We start from the raw sequence: 23,169 nt of genomic DNA, 5'->3' as shown, positions 1-23,169 counted from the left end.
TCCAGTCGCTACAAGCTGAGGAAGTCCAGTCTCGAGCATCTTGATGAGCAGATCTGATCGTCGGTTAGATGGATGAGGCCCTCGTTTTGCAGAGGAGGTATGACTCAGGCGTGGGCTGGAGTGGAGGCCTTTCCGGTCGAACGGCCGCCAGGTAGTGAAGCGCCACGTCGACGCCTCTCGTGAGGCACGGGTGCCGGTGGAGATTCGCAGTCGACTGCAGACCCTCAACAATATCCATGTAGTGCTCGTACCTGCCGGACTTGTCAGAAAGCGGGAGAGCTAGGACTTGCTAGTACATGGCCGGAGCGCTTGTGGGCCATTTCAGGCCTTCGAAGCGGGCTACGCACCCTCGACTCGTTCGAAGCTGCGAGTCACATCAGTAATCCGGAAACTTATTCCGAGGCTCGGCCTCGAAAGGAAGTCGCGATAACTGCGGGAATACGGGGCGCTGCATCAGAGTTCTTCGTTGATGAATCTTTCCAACGACGCATGGTTGAGCCTCGGTATCAGTTCAAGAATGATCTTGGCGTCCGACTCGTCCAGCGTGTCGATTGCGGATGCGAACGTGAGTACGCGATGCGTCATAACGGCGTCGGAATCTACGCCGTACCAGTCGGCTGCGATCATCGCGTAAACCTCGGCTTCTGTGCTCTCGAAAAGCTTCGCGATGCCGGGGATCGTTTCTACCGAAGGTGGGAACACCCGGCTCTCGCCTGACCCTTTCCACGGCCCATGATTGACGAGGTTGTTCCACCAGGAATCCGAGCGTGCATCGTCGCTATGCTCTTGCATGGCTTTGTACCCAATAGCCTTGGCGATCTTCTTCGCCCTGTCGGTAAACGGCGTGAGACTCATATGGAGAACGATAGAGCCACAGCAAATCCCACACAATCCACCTCACGGAGGATCATTCGTCTTCACGCCGGGTATATTGTCAGCGGGAACGTAGATAGGGGACGTCGTGGGTTTTTTGGACAAGCTATTGGTAGGCGGAGCCGCGGCCCTTATCGGCGGTGGCATCGTCCAAACCTATCGATCCGCTCGGGAAACCAGCCGCCGGAAAAGCTCCCCCATGAAGTTTGATGATCGTCTGAATCAGCGGGATTTCGTCACGATCGCGACGCGGGTAGCCGACCATACACCCCGAGTCTCTCGAATCACATCCACTGGAGTCAACGTCCTGCTTGAGGTGCGATCTAACAGCGGCTTGTCGACATGGACCGCCGAAGTTGATTTCAACGACTATGGGCGACTTACTGGAAATTACTGGCTCACGTCTGCGAATAGCCAGTCGCCTATTCCTGAGTATTTTGCGCATGCTCTCCAGGAAGAGATCTGGAAGCGTGTCGGTCGGAATCCGACTGGATCAGCGTCAGCCTGACCCTTACGGTCAAGGCACTCCTTAGGTCGTCCGGCTCGTGGACGCCGCACCCGGAGCGCGCCACCAAAACCATAAGGTCCCGGGGAGCTGTTTCCACTCCTAGGCACCTGTTCTACAAGGATCCGCGAACCGGGTGCTCCAGTCGAAGAGGCAGTCCGTGTCGAGGGCGATGGTGGGGCATGAGCCGTTGGTGAATGCCATGCCGCACGGCACGCATCCGAACCTTTACCCGCTGGATATATCAGTGGGGTCAGTCACCGGGTTGCAGTGGGATGCTTCGCCGGTCGGCCGGGCAGCCGACGTTACCGGCGAACCTCGATGCCTGAATGGTTCTCCTCGACCCAGTCGGCCATCCGGTCGCCCCGCAGTTTGATGAACTTCAGCGACGCCTCCCGGACTTCCACGTACTCATCCGTCGTGACCGGGACACCGGAGCGCTTGAAGTCCTCGCCCTGCTGTAGGAAGAAGTCGATTTTTCCTTCCGGCGTCACGAGGTCCTGGAAATGGAAGAACTTCACGAACTGCTCGAAAGTGCGGAAGAGCTCAAAGAAGTCTGCGTAGTTGGTGGTGACATCGGCGAGAGGATTGCCGGGCTCTTGTGCGTAGTGGCGCCGGATGCACTCCATGGTCAGGTCCATGCGGTCCGCGATCTTGCCGCGCATGCCTCGTGCGGTGTTCATGGTGGGCCGGTGTATTTTCCTGACGGGCCAGATCATGGCACTGCCGATCGTGTACGGCGGGTTGAAATAGCGGAGCTTCTGCTTCGCGCTCAATCCGGCCTTGGCCTCGACCAAGGCTTTCGGCCTGCTCCACTTGGTGTAGGAGTTCGTGATGGCGTCGCTGCCGAACGTGAATTTCTTATCGGGGGTCTGCTCGAACATCAGGTAGTTGTTCCGCCGGGTCTTCGGGTCGGTCGGCTCCGTGGGCGCGAAAAGGACATCGGAGCTCAGTGCCTTGGTCCACAGCAGCTCGTGATCAGCTTTGAGCTCCTGACTGTGGCTGTCCGGGTCTTTCCCTGTTCGTACATCGGACTTTTAGTCGAAGGTGATGTCGAAGACGCGCATAGGTGGAGTGTATGTGCACACCGGTCCTCAACCTGGGACCAGCCGTCGGGTCAGTCACAGGCGTCGCAGATGCCGGTGGCTGGCAGTTGGAGCCCACATGAACCGCAGACGGGACGCTCCCGGGGCTCCGGCTTGTTTCGCCGGGCCGCGTGGGCCTTGTACACACGGGTGAGCGTGGGCTCCGCGTCCTCCGGGAAGTCCGGGCAGAACTGTCGATAGCAGTTCAGGCGCTCCTCCGCGGCGACGACCTCCAGCAGCTGCGGGTCATCGATGCGGTCGCGCCCGGAGCGTGTCAGGATCGCATTGAAGCCGTCTCCCACCCCTCCGTCCCAGGCCCGGACGACGAGGGCGGTCAGCTGTGGGAGCCCGTCGGCCTCACAGATCCTGATGACTCGGTTGAGCACCCGGTCGGCCCACGTGTTGGCGAGCTGGTTGGATGACCGGTGGGTGAGCTTCGATACTTGGTCCTTGAGCTCCCCGTAGGTGATGGTCCCGTTGTACCGGGAGGCGACCTCCCGCAGAACGGCTACGGCGGCTCGGGCCTCCCGCTCCGTGATGGAACTGGCGATCTGAGGATCGTTCTGTGGTGCGGCTACGTCGGACAACGTCGTCTCCATCTGTTTGGGTTCCCCTGATCGTAACCGGCTACCTGAGATGTTCGGCCAGAGCAGGATAGTCAGGTTTGGAGCCCAGGCGTAGGTGCGAAGGCCCGCCAGGGATAATGGGCTCGGCGGCACAGACGTGGTCCGCATCAGGGGATTGCCGCAGAAGCAGGCGGTCCGGTCATCGAATGGGGAGCAATGACGACATCATGGGTGGTGCGCCTCGGCACCGGAGGATCCAACGTGGACGAGCTGGTCGAGGCCGGCTATCTGGGCGTCGACTTCGTTCAGGACCACGACATAAGAGACCACCTTGGGCAAGGCCCGGAGGCCTTCCGGAAGGCCATGATCCCGGTGACCATCGGCCTCCATCCTGGCATGTCGAAGATCGTTGCAGCGCAAGCGATGGGAAGCCTGCACGCGGCAGCGGAGACCATGGCGATCGGAGACCTTGTGCTCGCACCGACGGCCAGCCCCATCCGCTACCACTTCGGGATCGTCGCTTCGGATTATGAGTTCCACCCCGAACAGGTGCTGCCACACCGGCGCCGCGTCGATTGGAGGGGGTCCTTCGACCGGACCTTGATGAGCCCGAGGCTGGCCTCGGCCGCCGGGACCCCGCAGACCATCAAGAAGCTCTCACCGGAGCACGCACCCGAGCTGGCCGAGCTCACCCGACTCACCGACCTTGGCTCCCCGGCGGCGGACTTCACGAATGCCGGCTCCGCTGACGCTCCCACCCCGGTGCCGGCCGCCGAGGTCATCCCGCCCGACGTGCAGGATCCGCTGGCCTTCCAGATGGAAAAGCAGCTCGAGGACTTCCTGGTGCACAACTGGAGCCGTACGGCGCTTGGCGCCGAGTACGACATCTACTCCACGGAGGAGGAAGGCGTCATCGGCCGACAGTATCTGACCGACACCGGCCCAATGGACATCCTGGCCGTCAGCAAGGACCGCACACGGTTGCTGGTTGTCGAACTCAAGCGCGGCCGCGCCAGCGACGTCGTCGTCGGCCAAATCCAGCGCTACATGGGCTACGCCAAGGCCGAACTCGCCGAGCCGGGCCAGGGCGTCGATGGCGTCATCATCGCCCAGGAGGATGACACGCGGATCCGCAGGGCACTGTCGGTCGCACCCAACATTCGGTTCCTGCGCTACCGGGTGGAGTTCCACCTCGAAGAATGAGCAGCAGGACACAGAACTGACAGAGGGGCCATCCGGCGCGGACGGCCTCTTCTTGTGCAGGTCCCGGGCTGCCTCGCGGTCCCGTCGCTAAGCGTGGATGTTCTCGTTGACAGCCTGGAGGCCGGCGGTGTTAGCGTTCCGCGGTCATGCTCTTGCAGAGAGCTGCGTGACGCTCGGGTACGTCAGGATCAGCACCACAGACCAGCCCGCAGCGATGCAGGTCGAAGCTCTCAAAGGGGCCGGCGTCGAAGAATCAAGAATCCTCATTCACCAACAGGTGATTACTACGACCAGGTGCGGATCGGGTACCGGAAGCGATCGAAGAACGAGCGGGCCGCGAGGTACCGGGTAGGACGTCCGGCGGAAATGCGGCGGTCTGTCCTAACGGTGGTAGCTCGCAGAAACCCCCGATGGAGCCGTACTCTTACTCGAAATTTCTGCGGCGGTCATCCTACAGGGCAGAACGGGGCCAGCTTGCGAGTCAAGTACCCGCCGAGTTTTTCGGCGCCTCGAAACGGCCCGCTATATTGGAGGCCCGTGCGCAGCGTCGCGCCCGGATCGTCGCAGACAGGTGCCCGCATGCAGCTCTCCACGCCGAAACGCCCCCAGCAGCCACCTCCCACTGCACGGTCCGAACTTGACCGCATCACGGAACTTGCTGGAGACCTCGCCGGCCGCTTCGAACTGGTCCCGCTCCTTGAACGCGTCCTCGGCCACGCCGTCGCCCTCCTCGGCTGCGAAAGCGGCTCCATCTCGATCGTCCACGAGTCCGAGGGCTACTACCGCAAGGAGGTGGACCAGGGCGTCGGCTGCCTCGAAGGCCAGACCTTCCCGCTGACCGAAGGCCTCACCGGGCAGATCGTGAAGCGCCGCGGCACCGTGATCCTCGACCGCTACGCCTCCGTCCCCACCGGCCATATCTCCCCGGACGATCCACGCTGGGGGAGCGCCGTCATCGGCGTACCCATCGCCTGGGACGGCGAAATCATCGGCACGTTCGCCATCTTCAGCGACGGACCTGGCCGGTCCTTCACCGCCGCCGAAGCATCGCTGGTGGAGCTCTTCGCCAACCACGCCGCCATCGCGATCATGAATTCCCGGCTTCACAACGCCGCCGCCGGCAGGGAGCGCGAAGCGGCGGTTGCCGGGGAACGTGAGCGGGCGGTGCGCGATGTCCACGAGACCATCGGGCGCTCCCTTGGCTCACTGCTGCTCCACCTCGACCGCGCCGACAAGGCCACCCCCGCCGGTTCGCCGGCAACCCAGCACATCGACTCCGCCCGGGTCCTGGCCCACGAAGCCCTCTTCGACACCCGGCGCACTGTCCTCGGGCTGGGCCCCACCAGCCTCGCCGGCTGGACCCTCGAAGAAGCCCTCCGCAGCGAACTGAAACGTGTTGAAGGCACCTACGCTCTCGACGCGACGCTCTCGGTGGTCGGGCCACCCCACGACCTCGCGCCGGAAGTGGCCCATCAGGTGTTCATGATTGTGCAAGAAGCGGTGGGGAACGTTGCCTCGCACGCCCACGCCGGCACCTGCCGGGTGGGCCTGTTCTACAATGCCACCGGAATCACCACCGTCATCGAGGACAACGGCCGCGGGTTCGACGCCACCGCGAGCCGCGGCACGGCGGGGTCGCCGTCGTCGTCCGCCTGCCTGGGACTCCACGGAATGGCTGCCCGCGCCCACTACCTGCGCGGCGACCTCGCGATCGACTCGACGCCGGGCTGGGGCACGAGCGTCCGCGCAGAAGTGCCCTACTCCGCCAATGGGGAAGTCTCCCGCGAGCGGTGGCGGGTGCTTGTCGCCTGCGTCCAGCCGATAGTGCGTGCTGGCCTGGTGCGCCTGCTCGAGACCTCCGAACCGTCGGTGCAGGTGATGGGGGAGCCGGGCAGCCTCGAGGACCTCGTGGAGTCGGTCTCGCTGCTGCAGCCGGACATGATCGTGCTCGACTGGGACCTGCTGGAGCAGTACACCGCCGCCCAGCGATCAGGGCAGGCGGACCCCATCGACCGGCCCGTGGTGGCCGTGATCGATCACCCCACACTTGACCAACTGCGGCTGGCCGCGGCGTCCGGGGTGCGGGGGTTCCTCTCGCCCGCCTCGACTCCCGCCGAGGTCGCCCGCGTGGTGGTCGCCGCCGCCCGCGGTGATGCCCTCCTCGACGGCGCCGTGTTCACCCGCTTCACCGAAGCACACGGGAACGCTGCGGTGAAGGAGGATTCGACCGGCCGCCTGACAGCCCGCGAACTCGAAGTCCGCGACCTGCTGGGCGAGGGCCTGGCCGACAAGCAGATCGCCTCCCGGCTCGCCATCTCGGTGAAGACCGTCGAGAAGCACGTGGGGGCGATGCTGCGGAAGACCGGTGCCCGCAACCGCACCATGCTCGTCGGCCTGCAGCACCAGGGCCAGTAGGCGGGGTCAGCGGGCCAGTTCAGAAGGCGGCGGCTCCCGCCGAGGCCACTTCCTGGTCCTGCTCGATGGTGCCGGTGGAGACGCCAATGGCGCCCATGATGCTGCCGTCGCGGACCAGCGGAATACCTCCAGGGAACACCGCGAGGCGGCCGCCGTGCGCATCGCTCAGTCCGAAGATCGGCCCGTCGTGACGGGTGGCCTCCTGCAGGTCACCGGTCTCGCTTTGGAAGGCGATGGACGTGTAGGCCTTGTTGATTGCGATGGTGATGCTGCCGATGTTCGCGCCGTCCATCCGGAGGTGCGCCTTGAGGTTTCCGCCGGCGTCGACGACGGCGATGTCCATCGGTTGCCCGATCTCGGAAGCTTTTGCCGCGGCGGCGTCGATGACGCGCCGGGCTTCGTCGGCGGTGATGGTCTCAAGTACGGATCCTGTAGCCATGGTGTCCTTCTTCGGTGAAGTGAGGCGGGTGGGCTGGGGTGGTGGGTGAATCGACCTGCCAGCCGCGCCCAACTCAACCATCGATGCCTGCCGCTGGCGAGGTGGTGATTACCCCCAGCACCAGGGGAGGGGTACCCCCCATACCGGCCCGCCCGGAGCGGGCCTACCGTGGGAGGCAGCCTAGCCAGGAGGATTTGTTGTGGCCGTTGTACCCCTGGAAGACATCGTTGGTCCGGCGTTCGAGCAGCGGTACGGTGTGCCCGCGATCAACATCTTCAATGACCTGACTCTGGAGGGCGTCCTGGCCGGAGCGGTCGAGGCGAACTCGCCGGTGATCGTGCAGACCTCGGTGAAAACCGTGCGCAGCATCGGGTCCCGGGTGCTCTTCGACATGTGGCAGTCCCTGACCCGCGGCATCGAGGTACCCGTCACCCTGCACCTTGATCACTGCCCCGACCGGGCCGTGATCACCGAATGCCTGAAGGCCGGCTGGAACTCCGTGCTCTTCGATGCGTCCGAACTCCCGGTCGCGGAGAACCAGCGGCAGACCATCGACGTCGTCGCCGAGGCGCGCAGCTACGGCGCCCAGGTTGAGGGGGAAATCGAGGCGATCACCGGCGTCGAGGACGACCATGGCTCGGACGAGGTCTCTAAGCAGCAGAGCCTCGACACTGCGCTCGCCTTCATTGACGCCACCGGAATCGATGTCTTCGCCCCGTCGATCGGCAACGCCCACGGCAGCTACAAGGCAGCCCCCGTGCTCGACGTCGAACGCGTCACCCAGATCGTGGAGGCCCGCAATGTCCCAATCGCGCTGCACGGCGGCAGCGGCCTGAGCAGCGAGCAGTTCGCCGACCTCATCGCCCGGGGCTGCGCGAAGGTCAACATCTCCACCGCGCTCAAGGAGACCTACATGCAGTCGAGCCTGGCGTTCCTGAAGCAGGCGGAGCAGAACAACAAGTGGGATCCACCGTCGCTCTTCAAGGCCACGCGCGCAGACGTCCTCGCCCTGGTCACGGACCTCTGCACCCAGTTCGGCAGCGCCGGCAAAGGAGGGCGCTGAGCATGCCCACGCTCATCTTCGACTGCGACGGCGTGCTCGCCGACACGGAACAGTTCGGCCATCTGCCGGCCTTCAACCAGACCTTCACCGACTTCGACGTCCCCGTGCAGTGGAGCGTTGAGCAGTACGCCGAGAAGGTGAAGATCGGCGGCGGCAAGGAGCGCATGCGCAGCATCCTCACCCCGGCGCTCGCGGTGGAGCTGGGCCTGAAGGACGAGGCCGCCATCGACGCGGCGATCCTCGCCTGGCACAAGCGGAAGACCGAGGTCTACAAGGGGCTTGTAGCGAGCGGCGTCATGCCCGCCCGGCCGGGGATCGCCCGGATCGTGCGTGAGGCCTCCGACGCCGGCTGGACCCTCGCCGTCGCCTCGACCTCGGCGGAGCCCGCCGTCCGGGCGGTACTCACCCACGCCGTCGGGGACGACCTCGCCGGGCAGTTTTCCGTGTTCGCCGGGGACATCGTGCCCGCCAAGAAGCCCGCGCCGGACATCTACCTGCTGGCGCTGAAGGAACTCGGGGTGTCCGTTGCGGACACCATGGTCGTGGAGGACAGCCGCAATGGGTTGCGCGCCGCGCTCGCCGCCGGCCTTCGCACCGTGGTGACCGTCAACGGCTTCACCCGGGAGGAGGACTTCACCGGCGCCTCCCTCGTGGTCAGCTCCCTCGGCGAGCCCGACGGTGAACGGGCCGAGGTCCTCGCGAACCCGTTCGGCGCAGACGTTCCCGGCGTCGTCACCCTCTCCACGCTGCAGGACCTGCTGGCACGCCCCGCGCCCGGCGCCGCGGACGCCCCAACCACCGATACGGAGGCACCATGACAGCCACCAACCTCGCCGACGTCGAGTACGTCGTGCACACGCTTGCCGCCACGGCGGTGGAGAAGGAAAAGGAGTTCGGGGACCTTGACGCCGTGGTGGGTGACGGCGACCTCGGCTACTCCCTGGCCCGCGGCTTCGAGAAGGTGCTTACCGACTGGGACTCGCTGAAGCGCGACGACGTCGCCACCTTCCTCCAGCAGATAGCCCTCGTGATCTCGAGCAGGATTGGCGGCACGTCCGGGCCGCTGTGGGGAACGGCGTTCCTGAAGGCCTCGGCGGCTGCGAAATCCGTGGAAACCATTGACGGCACCGCAGTCGTCGCCATGCTGCGCGGTGCCACCGATGGCATTAAGACGCGCGGCAATGCCGACCTCGGCGACAAGACGCTGCTCGACGCGCTGATCCCGGCAACCGACGAACTCGAACAGCAGATCGCGGCCGGTGCTTCGCCGGAAGAGTGCCGGAAGGCCTTCGCGGCGAAGACCCGCGAGTGCGCCGATGCCACCTCGAAGCTGGAGGCCAAGCGCGGCCGCGCCAGCTACAGCGGGGAACGCAGCATCGGTTCGCCGGACGCCGGCGCCGTCGCGGTGGCGATCCTGATCGAGCGGATCGTGGCCGACTGGCCCCGAGTTCCCCAGCCCAATTCCAACAACGATGTGGAGTCCCCATGAAGAAGTTCGTCAATGATCCGCAGCAGTTCGTCCCGGAGATGCTCGAGGGCCTGGCGCTCGCGAACCCCGACACCCTCAAGTACGTGCCCGAGTACAACCTCATCATGCGCGCCGACGCGCCCGACCAGGGCAAGGTGTCGATCGTGCAGGGCTCCGGGTCCGGACATGAGCCTGCCCACGTCATGATCGTCGGCAAGGGCATGCTCGACGCCGCGTGCCCCGGCGATGTGTTCGCCGCCCCGCCGTTCGACTACGTGTACGAGACCACCAAGCTCCTCGCCTCACCCAAGGGGGTGCTGCTGCTGGTCAACAACTACACCGGCGACAAGATGGTTTTCGAAATGGCGCAGGAGATGGCCTCCGCCGACGGACTCGAGGTCCGCACGCTGTTTATCAACGACGACGTCTCCGTTGAGGACTCCACCTACACCATCGGGCGCCGCGGGGTGGCGGGTAACTTCTTCGTGATCAAGGCCGTGGCGGCCGCCGCCGAGCGCGGGGCGGATCTCGACGAGATCATTCGGATCGGTGAGAAGGTGAACTCGATGACGCGCACCATGGGCGTTGCCCTCACCGCCTGCACCCCGCCGGCCAAGGGCAGCCCGCTGTTCGACCTGGGCGAGGACGAGATTGAGATGGGCGTGGGCATCCACGGGGAGCCGGGCCGGCGCCGGGCCAAGATGATGCCGGCCAACCAGATCGTCGAGGAGGTCCTGGGCCCGGTGGTCAAGGATCTGCCCTTCGGCGACGGGGACAGGGTCGCCCTCATGGTCAACGGCCTCGGCGGCACCCCGATCAGCGAGCTGTACCTGCTGTACGGGCAGGCGCACAAGCGCCTTGCCGAGCAGGGCATCAGCGTGGGCCGCAGCTACGTGGGGGAGTACTGCACTTCGCTGGACATGGCCGGGGCATCGATCACCCTAGTGAAGCTCGACGAGGAGATCGAGTCGCTGCTGTTGGATCCGGCGGAGATTCCCATCCGGGTGTTCTAGGGATTTGAAGCACGACGGCGGGGCCGGACACTGGAACGTGTTGGCCCCGCCGTTTCGCGTGCACGGCGGCGCGCAAATCGGCCACGGAGGCGGACTGATTCCTGCAACTTGGCTGAAAAGCGAATATCATGCCGGTGCCATTTCGCAGCCACCCACGACGCTCAGCGGTTGGCGGACGGCATGCCGACGATCGGGGACAAAATGACGTCCTGGGTGTATTCAAGGGCAAGAACAATAAGTCCGATTCGGCGCCGCCATCTCAAGCTCCGCTGAGTTGTCCTAGCGGTCCGCTATGGTTGCACCATTCATTCCGATGCAGGGGGATTAGTGGAGTTTGCAGAGCGTTTGACGGCATTGGCCGCGAAGGTGCGGCAGCAGAGGTCTCAGATTGAAACAGAAGAAGCGACGAAGAACGCATTCATCATGCCGTTCATCTCAACCATCCTTGGATACGACGTCTTCAACCCCCTCGAGGTGGTGCCCGAGTTCACGGCCGACGTCGGCGTGAAAAAGGGTGAAAAGATCGACTACGCAATCATGCACGGCGGTACGGTGCAGATCCTCATCGAGTGCAAGAAATCCAAGGAACCACTCAAGATCGAGCACGCGTCTCAGCTCTACCGCTATTTCGCGGTGACGAACGCCCGGATTGCGATCCTTACTAACGGCGAGGTGTACGAGTTTTTTACCGACCTCGATGCGCCCAACAGGATGGATGCAAAGCCATTCCTCGTGCTGGACCTGAACGACATCGACGAAACGCTGATACCGGAGCTGATGAAGCTCACCAAGGAGGTCTTCGATCTCGATTCGATCATCAATGCGGCGGGTGAACTGAAGTACATCGGCCAGATCAAGCGGACGCTCGCTGGTCAGTTCAAGGAACCAGACAGTGAATGGATCAAGTTCCTGGCCACGCGGGTCTACGACGGTCCGTACACCCAGAAGGTCCGCGATCAGTTCACCGGTCTTGTGACCAAGGCGACGAAGCAGTTCCTCAATGAGCAGGTGAATGACCGCCTCAAGACTGCTCTTGGCGCGCCGAACTTCCCAATGGCCAGTGACTCGGTCATCGCGGCCACCGTCACCAGCGAGCAGGCTGTCGAGGATGACCTCCTCGACACCGGTGTGGAAACCACCCTCGAGGAGCTCGAGGGCTACCAGATCGTTCGGGCCATTGTCTGCAACGAGGTGAAGCCGGCCCGGGTGGTGCAGCGCGACGCGAAGTCCTACTTCGCCGTCCTGTTGGATGACAACAACCGGAAGCCAATCGCCCGGCTGCATTTCAACCGGGTGCAGAAGTACCTCGGCGTCTTCGACGACCAGAAAGTGGAGCAGCGCGTGCCCATCAGCTCGCTTGACGAGATCTACGAGCACGCAGACACCCTCCGCTCCAGCGTCAGGGCGTATCTGGCAACTGGCTGATTGTTGCTTGCTCCTCTGGTGCCTCGAGTTCCTTCGAGTCGCCGGCCTTGTTCCGCCTAGGCCACTTTGGTCTGCTGAACTCTATCTCCCGCAGTTTCTGTACCTGGGGCTTCGCTTTGGTGACGGCCCCGGGTACTGAACTCGCTGCGGTGCCCAGCACCTGGCGGGTCTGGCTCGTGAGGTCGCTGAGCGACTTGCGCCAGGTCTCCCGCTCCACATCACCGTAGACGAGGCCCTCCAAGCCGTAGATTCTCGCGAACTGCGCCACAGTCTGCTGAATACTCTCAACGGCGTTCAGTGTCGCCGCGCTCCGAAGCGGATTTACGACCCGCGAGAAGTCGTTGATTTTTGCAGTCGCGCTCACTGCATCGTTCAACTTCTGCAGCCGAAGTGCGGCCAGTTCCTGGCGACGTGCAGATGCACGCTCCACCGCCGCAATATGATGCTCAAGGTCCTCCGGTTCAGACTTTGATACGTGAGCGATCTCTAGTGCATCCAGTCTCGTCTGGTTCGTCTGGCAGGCAGCGAGAAGCACAAGCCACGAGCGGAGTTCGGAGCCGCTTGCATGCTTTATCGCATCAGATTTTTCCGCAGCAGTTCCGGTGGAAAGGGAATCGGCGATGACGTCCAGCTGGTTCAGTGCATAAGAGGTCGACTGGGCGAGCGCCGTGCTATGACCGGAGACCTGAGTCCATGTCGTCTCACTGATGCGGCCGGTCTCCTCGTAAAGCGCGTACGCCTTATCGAGAACCAATGTGATGCCCTGAACGTCTCCGAGTGCCTGTGCCCTGTTATCGGATAGGAGCCGGTCGAGCTTGATGTCCATGGCCTTCACGAGTTGCTCGAGGTCGGCCAGGGCAGCCTTTAGAGCGGCGGCGGCGCTCAGCGTCGCCATGTTTGACGCAACCATCGGATTCATCTTCGTGGGCTCGAACTGCGCGTGGGCGGCGATGCGCCCTTTCGCTCCCCGGATTACTCCCGCGAGCGGGCCGTTCCCGTCAGGATTGAACTGTTTCAACTTGTCGAACAATTCGGCGGAGTCGGCAGTCAAGGTGAACGTCTTGCCCGCCATCGAAGAACTGAGCGCTGCCATGCCGCTCACTACTGCAACGGCGTCAAGCGTCGCCCTTTTCGCAGTGTCGCCCAGCTCTGGATTGACCGCCAACTCCTGCATGAACTTCTGCACGAGGTCGGAGTTTCCGACGATTGCCGCTTCTTTGCCAGAGACGAAGATGCCGAGCTCCTGAGTCTGTTCTTCCATTTGCCAATTGAAACAGGCAGAGAGTATTTCGTTGCGAAGCAACGCCTGGCATTCTTTGACGCTCGGTAAACCGGTACCTTAGGTCAGGATGTCCTTGGTGCTGAAACGCCCATAGGCCAGTGCCCCGAACACCGCGATGTACCCAAGCTGCAGCAGGGCGTTGTCGCCGAAGGACTGCCAGGCGATCGGGTCCCGCAGGAGGTCCCCGAACCCGAACCAGTAGTGCGTGAACAGCCACGGGTGCATCCACTCAAGCTGCGGCAGCGCACCGAGGATCTGGGAGACTGCCGCCAGCGCAGCGGTCGCCGCCATGGCGCCCACCGGAACGGAGGTGAGGGTGGAGATGAACAGTCCGATCGCACTCAGGCCGAGCAGGGACATCGTCACGTACAGGGCCAGCAGCAGCAGGCGCACCACGTAGCCGCCGAAGCCGACTGTCGTCCCGGAGAGCAGCGCCACCGGCCCGATCGGAAAAAGCGCAGCGCCGATCAGCGCCCCCGTTGTCACCACCGTCAGCGTCGCGACAAGGCAGAACACCGCTGCCCCCGCGTACTTCACCAGCAGCAGCCGCACCCGCCCGGCCGGCGCCACCAGCAGGTACCGCAGCGTCCCAAGGTTCGCCTCGCCGGCGATGGTGTCCCCGGCCACCACGCCGATGGTCAGCGGCAGGAACAGCGGAATCGACACGGTCAGCGCGGTCAGCGACACGAATAGCCCGTTCTGCGTGATGCTCGCCAGGAACGCCGGGCCGCGCCCGGGCTCCGGACCGTCGGAAAGCCGTACCACCACGGCGATGAGGATCGGAATTGCGGCAAGGGCGGCCAGCATGGCCCAGGTCCGACGGCGGCGGAAGAGCACCGAGATCTCGGAGGCCAGCAGCGCCCGGCCGGCGAAGGGTCGGGCCCGCACGGCGCCGTCGTTGCCGGGTGGGTGAGAGGGGATCGCTTCAGCCGGCAACGTCGAACCCCTCTCCGGTCAGGGCCACGAAGCGTTCCTCGAGGGAGGCTCCGCTGACGGTGAAGCCGCGGACGCGCACGTCCGCCCGGACCAGTGCCGCATTCACCGTCTCCGGCTGGAGGCCGTTGAGGGTGAGTTCGGCCGTCACGACGTCGTCCCGGTCGCCGGTCTCCGGGCTCAGCCCGAGAGATTCGAGCACCCGGCGGGCCGCGCCCGGATCGGGGGTGAGGACCCGCACGTGCGCAGTGCCCTCTGCCCGCAGCTCGTCGAGGGTGCCCTGAGCGACGAGCCGCCCGGCGCTCATCACTGCGATCTGATCGCACATCTGCTCCACCTCGGCCAGCAGGTGGCTTGAAACAAACACGGTGGTGCCGCCGTCGGCCAGCGAACGGATGAGGCTGCGGACCTCGCGGGTGCCCTGCGGGTCGAGGCCGTTGCTCGGTTCGTCGAGGATCAGCAGGTCGCGCGGGGTGAGCAGGCCGTTGGCGATGCCGAGGCGCTGCTTCATGCCCAGTGAGTAGGCGTGGGCGCGCTTCCGGGCGGCGTGGCCGAGCCCCACCCGCTCGAGGGCGGCGTCCACGCGTTTGTTGCGTGTGGCGCGGGAGGTGAGCAGATCGGCGTCGTCATACCGCTGCAGGTTCGCCCGGCCCGAGAGGAACGGGTAAATGGCCGGGCCTTCGACGAGGGCGCCGACCCGGGGGAGGACGTCGCGGGAGGATTCCGGCATCGCGCCGCCGAGCAGCCGGATCTCGCCGCTGGAGGCGGCGGCGAGGCCGAGCAGCATGCGGATGGTGGTCGTCTTGCCGGACCCGTTGGGTCCGAGGAAGCCAAAAACCGATCCCCGGGGCACCCTAAGGTCGATTTCGTCCACGGCGCGCTGGTGGCCGAAGGTCTTGGTGAGCCCCCGGGTCTCGATGGCCAGCTCGGTGGCGGCCGCGGTCACGGGCGCACCCCAGGGCGGGCCCGACGACGGTCGGTTGCCTGCCCCCGCGGCGCCCCCGGCGTCACTGCTGGGAGGCAGCGATCAGCTGGTCGGCACTGACGGCCCCGGCGAAGACGCGTCCGTCGTCGGCGATGAACACCGTGACCAGCGAGGTCTGCAGCACACGCCCGCCATCCACCTGGACGAAGGCCTGCTGCAGCAGGGCCTGCGCCTCGGCGGCGTCCTCGCTGTTGGGGGTCGCGGTGAAGGCGTTCGACGCGGAGCCGGCGGGCAGAGCGACGATCGAGCTCCAGCCCTCGCCGAGGACCGTCGGCTCAGTGCCGGGGTCCCGGTCGGGCATATCGTGATCGCGGAGCTCCTTCACCGGCACCTCGGTAACGGTGGTGCCTGCCGGGGGAGCGAACTCGAACAGGCCCGCGTCGGGAGCGCTGAAGTCGATGCTGGAGAAGGCGACCGAGAACGCGGGCTCGGACTGGCCCTGCGCGGCGATGGTGAAGCTCAGTGGAACGCCGGTCTCGGCATCCACGGCGAGGGACACTGCGCCGACGAGGGTGTCGTCGGTGCTGGGGGTCAGCACAAGTTCGTAGGCGGTGCGGCCGGCAACGCGGGCGTTGTCCCCCACGCTGATCTCGGTCGAGGGGTCGATCTTCGAAAGGAACTTCTCGGCGATCGCGGCCGGCGTGTAGGTCTCGGCCGCCGGTGCGTCGGTCGCGTTCACGTCCGCCGGGCGGACCGCGTGGGCTGCTTCCTGCTCGCGGAAGTCGTAGTACCAGACCTCGTCGCCGTTCCGGATGACGTTGCGCTCGCCGAGTCGGTCCTGTACCTGGACTCGCGCCTTGTCGGGGCCGTCGACGTGGACCTGTGCGGTGTGGTCGGCGGTGAGGAATTCGAGGGCCGCGGCCGGACCGTCGGTGCTGCCGCCGCCGGGTCCCATCGACTGCAGCTCCGGCAGACCGAGTTCGGAGGACTGCTCCAGGGTTCCGGAGAAGGCGCTGTCGGTGCTGTCGGCGACATGCTCCAGAAGCTCCTGGGCCGACTTCGCTGGCAGTTGGGGGCTCGCCTCCGCGAGGGTCGGCCCGACGACGGTCGCCGTCACAATGACCGCCGGGACGATGCCGGCGGGAAGCCAACGCTGCCAGTTCTTTGCCATGACTGTGCCTTCCGGGTGATTTCCTTACCCCCACGCTCTCCTAACGGTACTCCTGCTAGCTGGGAGGACGCCGTGGATTTCGGGAAGGGGTCCTAGCTTCTGCTGGTTCGTTCAGTCGGGCCCGGATCTGCCTGCTCGGCGCCCATGCTGATGAGGAACCCGTCAGGGTCTTTGATGCTCGCGACCCGCTCGCCCCACGGCATATCCGCCGGCCCCCTCACAGCCTGACCGCCGGCAGCGAGGGCCTTCGCGTAGGAACGATCGACGTCGTCGACGTAGAACCACAGCGCCATCCGGTCGACGCGGCCGGATTGAACATCGTCTGCTGCAATGGCGACGGTGGCCCCACCGATGCGAAGGGAGACAAAGACGTCAGCGCCGTCCGACCCGGGGAATGAGTACGTCCGTTCGGCGTCGAATGCCGACTCGTAGAAGCTCACGAGACGCTCAAGCTCCCGGGTCGAAAGGATTGGAAATCCGCTGCGCACAGCCATGCGGAAAGTCTATGACGGCTCGAAGGGAGGTGACGATGCCCGGGGGAGGAATTCAGCAGGCCTTCCGGCAGCCTGCGATTACCGGCGTAAGCCAGCTCTCCGCCCCGCAGGCGACGGCGCTGGAAGAGGGTGTGTTCCGTGAAGGCCCGCCGTCGGGCGACCAGCGACGACGGGTGGCTGTTCCAAGGGCAACTGCCCGGTCCGGCGTACCGCCGGTCTGGGCCCGCAGTCCAGCACGGCAACTTCGGCGGTGCGCCCACCGCGCCGGGTGCTTACCGGAAAACCGCCGCGGATATCCGCACACGGAAGAACTCCCCCTCGGCAGCCCGGGGTGTGCCCCACCACCAGCCGGCGCGCAGGACGGAGGGGATCACGATCCCCTCCAATTCCGATTCCGCCTCGATCGCCACGCCAAACGGATACCGTCCCGGGGGAGAGCCTCCCGGGGTGCCCCACCGCATCATCGAGACCTCCGTCAGCGCCCCGGTCGAGTTGACCCTGAGCGTGACCTGCTCGGTTTCGCCATTGATGATGCGGGTCATCACCGCCGTGTCGGGGGACGGGCCGGCGCTCCAGATTGCACTGCGGAAAGCGGTGGGAACGAGGACCCCCTCGCACGCCAGGCGGCCGGCCGCGCTGCGGGTGACGTCGACGCCATCCGCAGTCATCACCGGGACGATGCCGAGCAGCCGCCAGCGCATGTGCCCGGTGCCTGAACTGAAGCAGTCATAACCGCGAACGGGGAGACCGCTGACGCGCGCTTTGGCGGCCCAGATGAATCCCCGCTGCGGCGCGAGGATCTGGCGCGCCCAGAACGGTCGCCATGAGGAACCGAGTTTGATCTGCCCGGCCATGGTTAGCTCCACCGAGGACCACAAGGGGGTGCCGGGCTGGATCGCATGGGCGAGCCACCGCCGGACGGGGCGCGGCAGGCCCGCCGTCAGGGACGGCTCATAGCCGGGAGGGATCACGTCGCCGTAGCGGAGGCTTGACCATTCGTCCCTCACCTCCGCAGGCACCTGGACCGTCAACGCCGTCATGGGGTACCCCACCCTCGGCCCATCAGCACCGGGATCACCATGGTCGCCACACCATCCTCCTCGTACGGGGATCGCGTGAAGCCCTTGTCTACGGTCCCACTCGACCGCTGCCGCCGACAGGGGCGAAGGACCTATGGAGGCCCGGCCGGTATAGGCTCTTCTGGGCTTCGTGCGGGGTCCCGTACGCAACAACTCAAAAGGGGACGAGTGGACAGCCTGAATTTCACGGCCATCGATTTCGAGACAGCCAACAGCAAGCGTGGATCGGTGTGCGCCGTCGGGCTCACCAAAGTACGCGCCGGCGTCGTCACCGAGTCCGTGAGCTGGCTTATCCGGCCGCCGGCCGGAGTGAACTCCTTCGAGGCGCGGAACATCGCCGTGCACGGAATCCGCCCCCGGGACGTGCTCGGCGCTGATTCGTGGGTGACCTCCCTGCAGCGGATCCTGGACTTTGCGGGAGCCGACGTCCTCGTCGCCCACAATGCCTCATTCGACCGCTCGGTGTTCCGGAACGCCTGCCTCGAATCCAACCTTGAGGTGCCCGAGGTGGAGTTCCGCTGCTCGCTCGAGCTGGCGCGGCGCCAGCTGGACCTTGAGGTAAACCGGCTGCCACAGGTCGCCGAGGCCCTGGGATTGGGCAGCTTCCGCCACCACGACGCCGGCAGCGACGCCGAGACGTGCGCCAACGCCGTCCTGGCCATCGCCCGCCGTGACGGCCTTCACACCCTCGAGCTGCTGTGGCCCGCCAAGCCGCCGAAATCCTCCGGCTCGCGCCGCTACACCAGCGAGCCCGCGCTCGCAGACCTTCCGCAGGCCAACCCGCTGGCCGATCCGGCGCACCCGCTGTTCGGCCAGGTCGTCGTCTTCACCGGGGAGCTCCTGACCCTCGACCGGCCCGAGGCCATGGCGCAGATTGCGCACCGCGGCGCGGCCAACGCCAAGAACATCACGAAGAAGACAACGATGCTCGTCATCGGGCGGCAGGATCCACACAGTGCCCGCGTGGAAATCAGCGCGGACAGCGGCAAGGAACGCAAGGCGCTGCAGTACGTTGAGGCCGGCCAGACAATCCAGGCTGTCAGCGAGAATCAGCTGCTCGAATGGCTGGCACCTGCGGCCGGTGCGGTCGGGCATCCCACGGAGCGGGCGGCCAGTAAAGCAACCCCGGCACTCAAGGCGACCCCGGCGCTTGAGGCGCCCGCAGTTCGCCCGGCGGCGATCGAGGCGCCTGCGGCGGGCGCCAATGGTGCGCCGTTGGAGCTTGTCGCAGCAGGCATCTTTAAGCTTCTGGGAAGCTTCCGCCGCTCGCGGTAGGACCCGGCCGGGGTTCCGGAGACCTCGGCATCGCCGTAGACGCGGCCGGTGTTCCGGAGACGTCGCTGCCCGGGAGCTGCCGGCCCGTCAAGAGGGCCGGGCATTCTAGTGCCGCCGGTCGTAGCGCCTCACAGCATTTTCGTGTGCGTGGACCAGCAGGGAGCGTGCCTTCTCCGCCGTTGCCTCACCGGGGTTGAGGATGGACACCCACGCCTGTGAACCATAAACCGGATGAGGCAGGATGCGGTCCACCCCGGTGAAGTCGAATTCGGCCAGGTGTTCGGCATGCTCGTCGGCCGGGTGGCCCACCAGGTCCTCGTACATCGACCTCCCCACGAAGATATTGAGCCGAAAGACGCCGGGCCGGTTCAGGTCGGAGGCGGTGTCGAATCCCGGGTAGTCGCTGGCGACGATCGTGGCGAAGGGGTAGCGCCGATACGTCGGAGCGCCGTCGTCGGGATCGTAGAAGACGAAGGTGTCACCCCATGCGGCCTCCGGGGCCCCGGACTCCTCCGTTGCGGTTTCCACCGCGACGCCGGGCAGGCACGAGACGAAGGCTATGATTTCCTGCTCGTCCACCCGTCAATGGTGGCAGCGGCGCACCGGCGCGTAAAGGGCACAGCCGGCGCAGCGGTCTGCCCAGACCCCCGGATCGTTCCGCGGGTTCACAGTGATGACCGGCACCGGGAAATGGGACGCACGGATGGGGTCGAGCAGGTTGTCGGTGATGCCGGCGGTGAACTGGTCGAGGTCGAACACCTCGAAGAGGGCCTCCCGCCCAAACTTCGAGCTGTCGGTGACGAAAAAAGCTTCCTTTGAAATCGAGCGCATTGTGCGTTTGAGCTCGATCTCACAACTGCTCGTGTTGAAGATCCCCTGCTCGTCGACCGTGTCGGCGCCAAAGATCGCCACATCGACGCGGAGGTGCTGGATCTGCTGCACCGACGACGGACCCCACAGCGAGTAGACCTTGGGGAGCAGTTCGCCCCGATGAAGACGAGGTGTGCGCTCTGGCGCTCCGCGATCTCCACGCCGATGCGCAGGGTCCCCGATGGCACGCCCCGTAACCGTGGTTCCAACCAGTTGCTCCGCCCCGGAAGCGCTGGGAATACTGGATAGGTCCACTTGTTAATCTCCGGCAGGGAGATGGTGACTCATCATGAACAGCAGGGCAGCCCGCGAGTACGAACGCCGCATGCAGCGCGCGGCGGAGTACCGGGCGGCGCGGGAATCGGGCGATCCTCAGGGCTACCTCGCCCAACTGCGCAAGGAGGAGGCCGAGGCCGCGCAATCCAGGCAGGTCTCCGACGACGAGGCGCTCGCCGCGCGGGCCCGCCTCAAAGACAACGCCGCAAGGGCCGATTTCCTGGTGCGGGAGGCGATGGCGCGTGGGGACTGGGACAACCTCAAGTACGCAGGCAAGCCGATCCCCGGACTGGGGGAGGCGCACGACCCGGACTGGTGGGTCACGAGCCTAATCGAACGCGAGAACCTTACCGGGCTCGGGCCGAAGGCTATTCTGCTGCGCACCGAGGACGCCGGGCTCGATGCCCGCCTCGACCACGTTTACACCGAGAAGCAGGTCCGCGACATCGTCGAGGATTTCAACAAGCGCGTCATCGACGCGCGGCGGCAACTGCTTGGCGGCCCGCCCGTCATCACGAAGACGCGGGACGTCGACGGCGAGGTGGAGCGGTGGCACCAGCGGCGCACCTCGAAGACGGCCCAGGCTGCCCGTGACGAGGACGCAGCCGCGGAGGAGGCGGAGCGGCGCTCCTGGTGGCAGCGCGTGTGGAAGGGCACCGGCTGAGTGGAGCGAGCCCATGGTGCCGGACGGGTATTCTCTCCGCCTCCGCCCAACTAGGGCCGGGTCGGCGCAAGAAACTCGGCGTTCCTATTGGGCCATACGGGACGATCGTCCTTGAAGTGGAAAAGTCGGGCGTCATGCGCGCGGTGATGGTTTGGGCACAGCAGACGCCCGTTTTCGACTGTGGATGGCCCGTCCATTGAGTCAGGAACGATGTGAGCCGCTTCAAGAATTTCCACCTGATCAAACCCGCAAACATGACAGACGGGATCATAGTTGGCGAGGAGAAGGTTTCGAAACCGACGCTGATGATTCCGGCGTTTTGCGAGGCCGTACGAATAACTTTGCTGAATTGCTGGGCTACCCGGGGTCTCGACGCGGCTCAGAGTCGTGGAATCGCAGTGTTCCTGCCAACGGGTTTCCAACGCGCGGCTTTGAAGAACATCCAGCTTTTGCCCACCTGCTTGGAAGCGCTCGGGGAAACCTTGGACGCAGTTCACGATCGTATTCCACGGAAGGATGTTTTCGCGATCCATGAGCGCGTCCCACACGACGTCAATGTAGGGGGCGCCGCCGGGTCGAAGTGGGTCCCAATGCGGCCCCCGAAAAATGTTGCTGGTTGCGTGCCCTGAGGCGATCAAGCCCCGATTCTTGGTGCCAACTAGGAAGAGGAAGACGCGATCTCCAGGGTGAATGTCGCGCTTCCTGGTGCCAGTACTCCACCGTCCCAACGCCACCCCACGCTCGGTGATCGCGTCTTGAGATGCCTGGAAATCGATCTCATTCCAGCTCCATTCCTCGGGGTTCCAGAGAAGTTCTATCGCCGCGTTCCTCTGATCTTCGCCCGCCTCGGGTTGGTTGTGGGCGACGTCGAATCCAAGTGCTTCGAGGCGCTGAACTGCGCCGTGGACACCGCCGCTAAATTCGGAACGGCTCAGCAGAGCGCCGGTTTGGATGCGGTGAGCGACCCCTACGATGGCCTTGGAGTCGTAGTAACGCCCTTTGTGGACAAGAAGATACTTGTGGGCCTGCCCGAAGCCGTATTTGGCGAGAAAAGCCTGCCGCCCAATGCCGTCATACTCTTCCATTGCCCGGAGTACGGCTTCCCTGTCGGTAAGGTCATGCAGAGCCACGGACATCCCTTTGCGCGTCTCCATCAGATTCACCGCTGGTTCTTTCCGACAGAGGAACCGTCCTAAAATTTCGAAGAAGATCCCTCTGGTATATCCAGATCGCATGGTCGAATTTCTGCAGCTCAATCTGGGAGTGGCCTGACGCATGTACTTTTTGCACGATGCGCCGGGCCGTTTGCGCATCCACCGCAGGCAGGCCCTGGCCTGCAATTGCGCTATCAACAAAACCGCGAATCATTCGGTCCGCCTTGATGCCAGGCTTGCCAAGCAGCATAGTGAAATACTCGTAAGTCACTATGCCAAGTCCTTTGACCCGTGTGTAAGCCCGCCGGTGATTTGGGTCTCTCTCGCAGAGATCCGTTGTGCGCCTCACTGGCCGGTCGAGGGACAGGAAATTTTCAGCTGCCTCTATGATGCACTCGCTCTTGTATCGGCCACCTGTCTTCCCGTTGCCCATGATGCCGCGGATTGGTTCCTCGCCTAGGCTTTGTAGACTCTTGAGATCCTTCGCAGCGTCGGGGTAGGTCTCGCGGAATATCTTCACCCTGCCCAAGACACCCTTCTCTGGATTCGTTGTTCTGTAGGTAGCTCGAATCGAATACACCGCGTCCACTAACGCCATCCCGACTTGGCCTGGCCATCCGCCGGGCCAGACCCCAAAATGTTCTGCAGGAATGTTGTCTACCGCTCTAGCCACAGCCGCAACGGCCTGCCGTTCGTCCATGTGTACCCCCCTTGTCGATTCGTCGACGTCAGACTATCCGAGTCCTGATCCGGACGAGGGTGACATCACAAATGGAAAGGTGCCTTTTGTGGACATCGCGGGAAATACAACCAATGGATTTCTCCGTGGGGTATGGCCGCCGCGGGCCGACCGTCACTTCAGGTTTTTCAGCATCAGCGCAGCGCTAAATCAAGGACGGGTGCATATACCTTGAAAGTTTTGCGGTCCATTCTTCGCGGGACGACCACCTCCGCTCCAAATACTCGAATGGACGAGCCGCAGATGGACGTA

The 23,169-nt window shown here is 64.7% G+C and carries 22 protein-coding genes and 1 pseudogene; 9 read left to right on the top strand and 14 right to left on the bottom strand.

Annotation, left to right across the window (positions count from 1 at the left end; genetic code table 11):
* Positions 1 to 453: 453 nt before the first annotated feature.
* The 3 genes and pseudogenes from ACX80W_RS09805 to ACX80W_RS09795 all read right to left on the bottom strand — a co-directional run bounded on the left by ACX80W_RS09805 (position 454) and on the right by ACX80W_RS09795 (position 3,062).
* On the bottom strand, positions 454 to 855 hold the full coding sequence (locus ACX80W_RS09805) for a hypothetical protein (protein WP_459282746.1): 402 nt from the start codon (positions 853 to 855) through the stop codon (positions 454 to 456).
* Positions 856 to 1,683: 828 nt separating this feature from the next.
* Positions 1,684 to 2,400, bottom strand: a pseudogene (locus ACX80W_RS09800) (DUF6994 family protein); the annotation flags it as partial.
* Positions 2,401 to 2,495: 95 nt separating this feature from the next.
* Positions 2,496 to 3,062 (bottom strand): hypothetical protein, encoded by a 567-nt coding sequence (locus ACX80W_RS09795; RefSeq protein ID WP_459282744.1) that lies wholly within the window; start codon positions 3,060 to 3,062, stop codon positions 2,496 to 2,498.
* A gap of 183 nt (positions 3,063 to 3,245) precedes the next feature.
* Between ACX80W_RS09795 and ACX80W_RS09790 the strand changes: the two genes are divergently transcribed.
* Together ACX80W_RS09790 and ACX80W_RS09785 are read left to right on the top strand one after the other, a co-directional pair.
* Positions 3,246 to 4,232, top strand: a complete 987-nt coding sequence (locus ACX80W_RS09790; RefSeq protein ID WP_459282742.1) for an endonuclease NucS domain-containing protein — start codon at positions 3,246 to 3,248, stop codon at positions 4,230 to 4,232.
* A gap of 537 nt (positions 4,233 to 4,769) precedes the next feature.
* On the top strand, positions 4,770 to 6,647 hold the full coding sequence (locus tag ACX80W_RS09785) for a hybrid sensor histidine kinase/response regulator transcription factor (RefSeq protein ID WP_459282740.1): 1,878 nt from the start codon (positions 4,770 to 4,772) through the stop codon (positions 6,645 to 6,647).
* Positions 6,648 to 6,666: 19 nt separating this feature from the next.
* On the opposite strand, the gene ACX80W_RS09780 is transcribed toward ACX80W_RS09785, so the two are convergent.
* On the bottom strand, positions 6,667 to 7,086 hold the full coding sequence (locus tag ACX80W_RS09780) for a GlcG/HbpS family heme-binding protein (RefSeq protein WP_459282738.1): 420 nt from the start codon (positions 7,084 to 7,086) through the stop codon (positions 6,667 to 6,669).
* Positions 7,087 to 7,285: 199 nt separating this feature from the next.
* Between ACX80W_RS09780 and ACX80W_RS09775 the strand changes: the two genes are divergently transcribed.
* The 5 genes from ACX80W_RS09775 (at position 7,286) to ACX80W_RS09755 (ending at position 12,055) form a co-directional block, all read left to right on the top strand.
* Positions 7,286 to 8,149 carry a class II fructose-bisphosphate aldolase gene (locus ACX80W_RS09775; protein ID WP_459282736.1) on the top strand — a complete coding sequence of 288 codons (864 nt, stop codon included), beginning with the start codon at positions 7,286 to 7,288 and terminating at the stop codon, positions 8,147 to 8,149.
* A gap of 2 nt (positions 8,150 to 8,151) precedes the next feature.
* Positions 8,152 to 8,967, top strand: a complete 816-nt coding sequence (locus ACX80W_RS09770; protein ID WP_459282734.1) for an HAD-IA family hydrolase — start codon at positions 8,152 to 8,154, stop codon at positions 8,965 to 8,967.
* Complete coding sequence (dhaL, locus tag ACX80W_RS09765) at positions 8,964 to 9,638, top strand: dihydroxyacetone kinase subunit DhaL (RefSeq protein ID WP_459282732.1); 675 nt, start codon at positions 8,964 to 8,966, stop codon at positions 9,636 to 9,638. Before ACX80W_RS09770 ends, dhaL begins: the two co-directional genes overlap by 4 nt.
* Entirely contained in the window at positions 9,635 to 10,630 is a 996-nt protein-coding gene (dhaK, locus tag ACX80W_RS09760; protein WP_459282730.1) for a dihydroxyacetone kinase subunit DhaK, read from the top strand. Before dhaL ends, dhaK begins: the two co-directional genes overlap by 4 nt.
* Positions 10,631 to 10,957: 327 nt before the next feature.
* The gene (locus ACX80W_RS09755; protein WP_459282728.1) at positions 10,958 to 12,055 is read left to right on the top strand and encodes a type I restriction endonuclease; all 1,098 of its coding nucleotides are present in this window, start codon (positions 10,958 to 10,960) and stop codon (positions 12,053 to 12,055) included.
* Here the strand turns inward: ACX80W_RS09755 and ACX80W_RS09750 are convergent.
* From ACX80W_RS09750 to ACX80W_RS09725, 6 genes are all read right to left on the bottom strand, one after another.
* Positions 12,030 to 13,316, bottom strand: coding sequence for a hypothetical protein (locus ACX80W_RS09750; RefSeq protein ID WP_459282726.1), 1,287 nt, complete (start codon positions 13,314 to 13,316; stop codon positions 12,030 to 12,032). The two genes, ACX80W_RS09755 and ACX80W_RS09750, sit on opposite strands and share 26 nt — an antisense overlap.
* A 78-nt stretch (positions 13,317 to 13,394) precedes the next feature.
* Entirely contained in the window at positions 13,395 to 14,258 is an 864-nt protein-coding gene (locus ACX80W_RS09745) for an ABC transporter permease (RefSeq protein WP_459282887.1), read from the bottom strand.
* 4 nt (positions 14,259 to 14,262) lie between these two features.
* Complete coding sequence (locus ACX80W_RS09740) at positions 14,263 to 15,216, bottom strand: ABC transporter ATP-binding protein (RefSeq protein WP_459282724.1); 954 nt, start codon at positions 15,214 to 15,216, stop codon at positions 14,263 to 14,265.
* Positions 15,217 to 15,277: 61 nt separating this feature from the next.
* Positions 15,278 to 16,366, bottom strand: a complete 1,089-nt coding sequence (locus ACX80W_RS09735) for a LolA family protein (RefSeq protein ID WP_459282722.1) — start codon at positions 16,364 to 16,366, stop codon at positions 15,278 to 15,280.
* 92 nt (positions 16,367 to 16,458) lie between these two features.
* A complete protein-coding gene (locus ACX80W_RS09730; RefSeq protein WP_459282720.1) occupies positions 16,459 to 16,860 on the bottom strand; it encodes a VOC family protein in 402 nt (133 codons plus the stop codon).
* A gap of 272 nt (positions 16,861 to 17,132) precedes the next feature.
* Positions 17,133 to 17,900 carry a DUF6920 family protein gene (locus ACX80W_RS09725; RefSeq protein WP_459282718.1) on the bottom strand — a complete coding sequence of 256 codons (768 nt, stop codon included), beginning with the start codon at positions 17,898 to 17,900 and terminating at the stop codon, positions 17,133 to 17,135.
* 207 nt (positions 17,901 to 18,107) lie between these two features.
* Here ACX80W_RS09725 and ACX80W_RS09720 point away from each other — a divergent pair, with 207 nt between their 5' ends.
* Positions 18,108 to 19,214 (top strand): exonuclease domain-containing protein, encoded by a 1,107-nt coding sequence (locus ACX80W_RS09720; protein ID WP_459282716.1) that lies wholly within the window; start codon positions 18,108 to 18,110, stop codon positions 19,212 to 19,214.
* A gap of 105 nt (positions 19,215 to 19,319) precedes the next feature.
* On the opposite strand, the gene ACX80W_RS09715 is transcribed toward ACX80W_RS09720, so the two are convergent.
* The gene (locus ACX80W_RS09715) at positions 19,320 to 19,793 is read right to left on the bottom strand and encodes a DUF6194 family protein (RefSeq protein WP_459282714.1); all 474 of its coding nucleotides are present in this window, start codon (positions 19,791 to 19,793) and stop codon (positions 19,320 to 19,322) included.
* Positions 19,794 to 19,796: 3 nt separating this feature from the next.
* A complete protein-coding gene (locus ACX80W_RS09710) occupies positions 19,797 to 20,339 on the bottom strand; it encodes a DeoR/GlpR family DNA-binding transcription regulator (RefSeq protein WP_459282712.1) in 543 nt (180 codons plus the stop codon).
* Between the two features lie 34 nt (positions 20,340 to 20,373).
* Here ACX80W_RS09710 and ACX80W_RS09705 point away from each other — a divergent pair, with 34 nt between their 5' ends.
* Entirely contained in the window at positions 20,374 to 21,024 is a 651-nt protein-coding gene (locus tag ACX80W_RS09705) for a DnaJ family domain-containing protein (RefSeq protein WP_459282710.1), read from the top strand.
* A gap of 50 nt (positions 21,025 to 21,074) precedes the next feature.
* Here ACX80W_RS09705 and ACX80W_RS09700 read toward each other — a convergent pair whose 3' ends face one another.
* Together ACX80W_RS09700 and ACX80W_RS09695 are read right to left on the bottom strand one after the other, a co-directional pair.
* Positions 21,075 to 22,178 (bottom strand): HNH endonuclease, encoded by a 1,104-nt coding sequence (locus ACX80W_RS09700; protein ID WP_459282885.1) that lies wholly within the window; start codon positions 22,176 to 22,178, stop codon positions 21,075 to 21,077.
* Positions 22,141 to 22,878: a DUF8548 family protein gene (locus ACX80W_RS09695; RefSeq protein ID WP_459282708.1), complete on the bottom strand. Its 738-nt coding sequence runs from the start codon at positions 22,876 to 22,878 to the stop codon at positions 22,141 to 22,143. Before ACX80W_RS09695 ends, ACX80W_RS09700 begins: the two co-directional genes overlap by 38 nt.
* Positions 22,879 to 23,169: the final 291 nt, after the last annotated feature.

It is taken from the genome of Arthrobacter melezitosi (assembly GCF_054511055.1).
The sequence above is the reverse complement of the archived record's forward strand: the minus strand, read 5'-3'. Positions and strand labels throughout refer to the sequence as shown.

What these genes read in the sequence shown, in the direction of transcription:
- ACX80W_RS09770 (WP_459282734.1), top strand. Translation starts at nt 8,152, where the DNA reads ATGCCCACGCTCATCTTCGACTGCGACGGCGTGCTCGCCGACACGGAA.
- dhaK (WP_459282730.1), top strand. Translation starts at nt 9,635, where the DNA reads ATGAAGAAGTTCGTCAATGATCCGCAGCAGTTCGTCCCGGAGATGCTC.
- ACX80W_RS09790 (WP_459282742.1), top strand. Translation starts at nt 3,246, where the DNA reads ATGACGACATCATGGGTGGTGCGCCTCGGCACCGGAGGATCCAACGTG.
- ACX80W_RS09700 (WP_459282885.1), bottom strand. Translation starts at nt 22,178, where the DNA reads ATGGAGACGCGCAAAGGGATGTCCGTGGCTCTGCATGACCTTACCGAC.
- ACX80W_RS09795 (WP_459282744.1), bottom strand. Translation starts at nt 3,062, where the DNA reads ATGGAGACGACGTTGTCCGACGTAGCCGCACCACAGAACGATCCTCAG.
- ACX80W_RS09780 (WP_459282738.1), bottom strand. Translation starts at nt 7,086, where the DNA reads ATGGCTACAGGATCCGTACTTGAGACCATCACCGCCGACGAAGCCCGG.
- ACX80W_RS09805 (WP_459282746.1), bottom strand. Translation starts at nt 855, where the DNA reads ATGAGTCTCACGCCGTTTACCGACAGGGCGAAGAAGATCGCCAAGGCT.
- ACX80W_RS09750 (WP_459282726.1), bottom strand. Translation starts at nt 13,316, where the DNA reads ATGGAAGAACAGACTCAGGAGCTCGGCATCTTCGTCTCTGGCAAAGAA.
- ACX80W_RS09725 (WP_459282718.1), bottom strand. Translation starts at nt 17,900, where the DNA reads ATGACGGCGTTGACGGTCCAGGTGCCTGCGGAGGTGAGGGACGAATGG.
- dhaL (WP_459282732.1), top strand. Translation starts at nt 8,964, where the DNA reads ATGACAGCCACCAACCTCGCCGACGTCGAGTACGTCGTGCACACGCTT.
- ACX80W_RS09735 (WP_459282722.1), bottom strand. Translation starts at nt 16,366, where the DNA reads ATGGCAAAGAACTGGCAGCGTTGGCTTCCCGCCGGCATCGTCCCGGCG.
- ACX80W_RS09730 (WP_459282720.1), bottom strand. Translation starts at nt 16,860, where the DNA reads ATGGCTGTGCGCAGCGGATTTCCAATCCTTTCGACCCGGGAGCTTGAG.
- ACX80W_RS09705 (WP_459282710.1), top strand. Translation starts at nt 20,374, where the DNA reads ATGAACAGCAGGGCAGCCCGCGAGTACGAACGCCGCATGCAGCGCGCG.
- ACX80W_RS09695 (WP_459282708.1), bottom strand. Translation starts at nt 22,878, where the DNA reads ATGGACGAACGGCAGGCCGTTGCGGCTGTGGCTAGAGCGGTAGACAAC.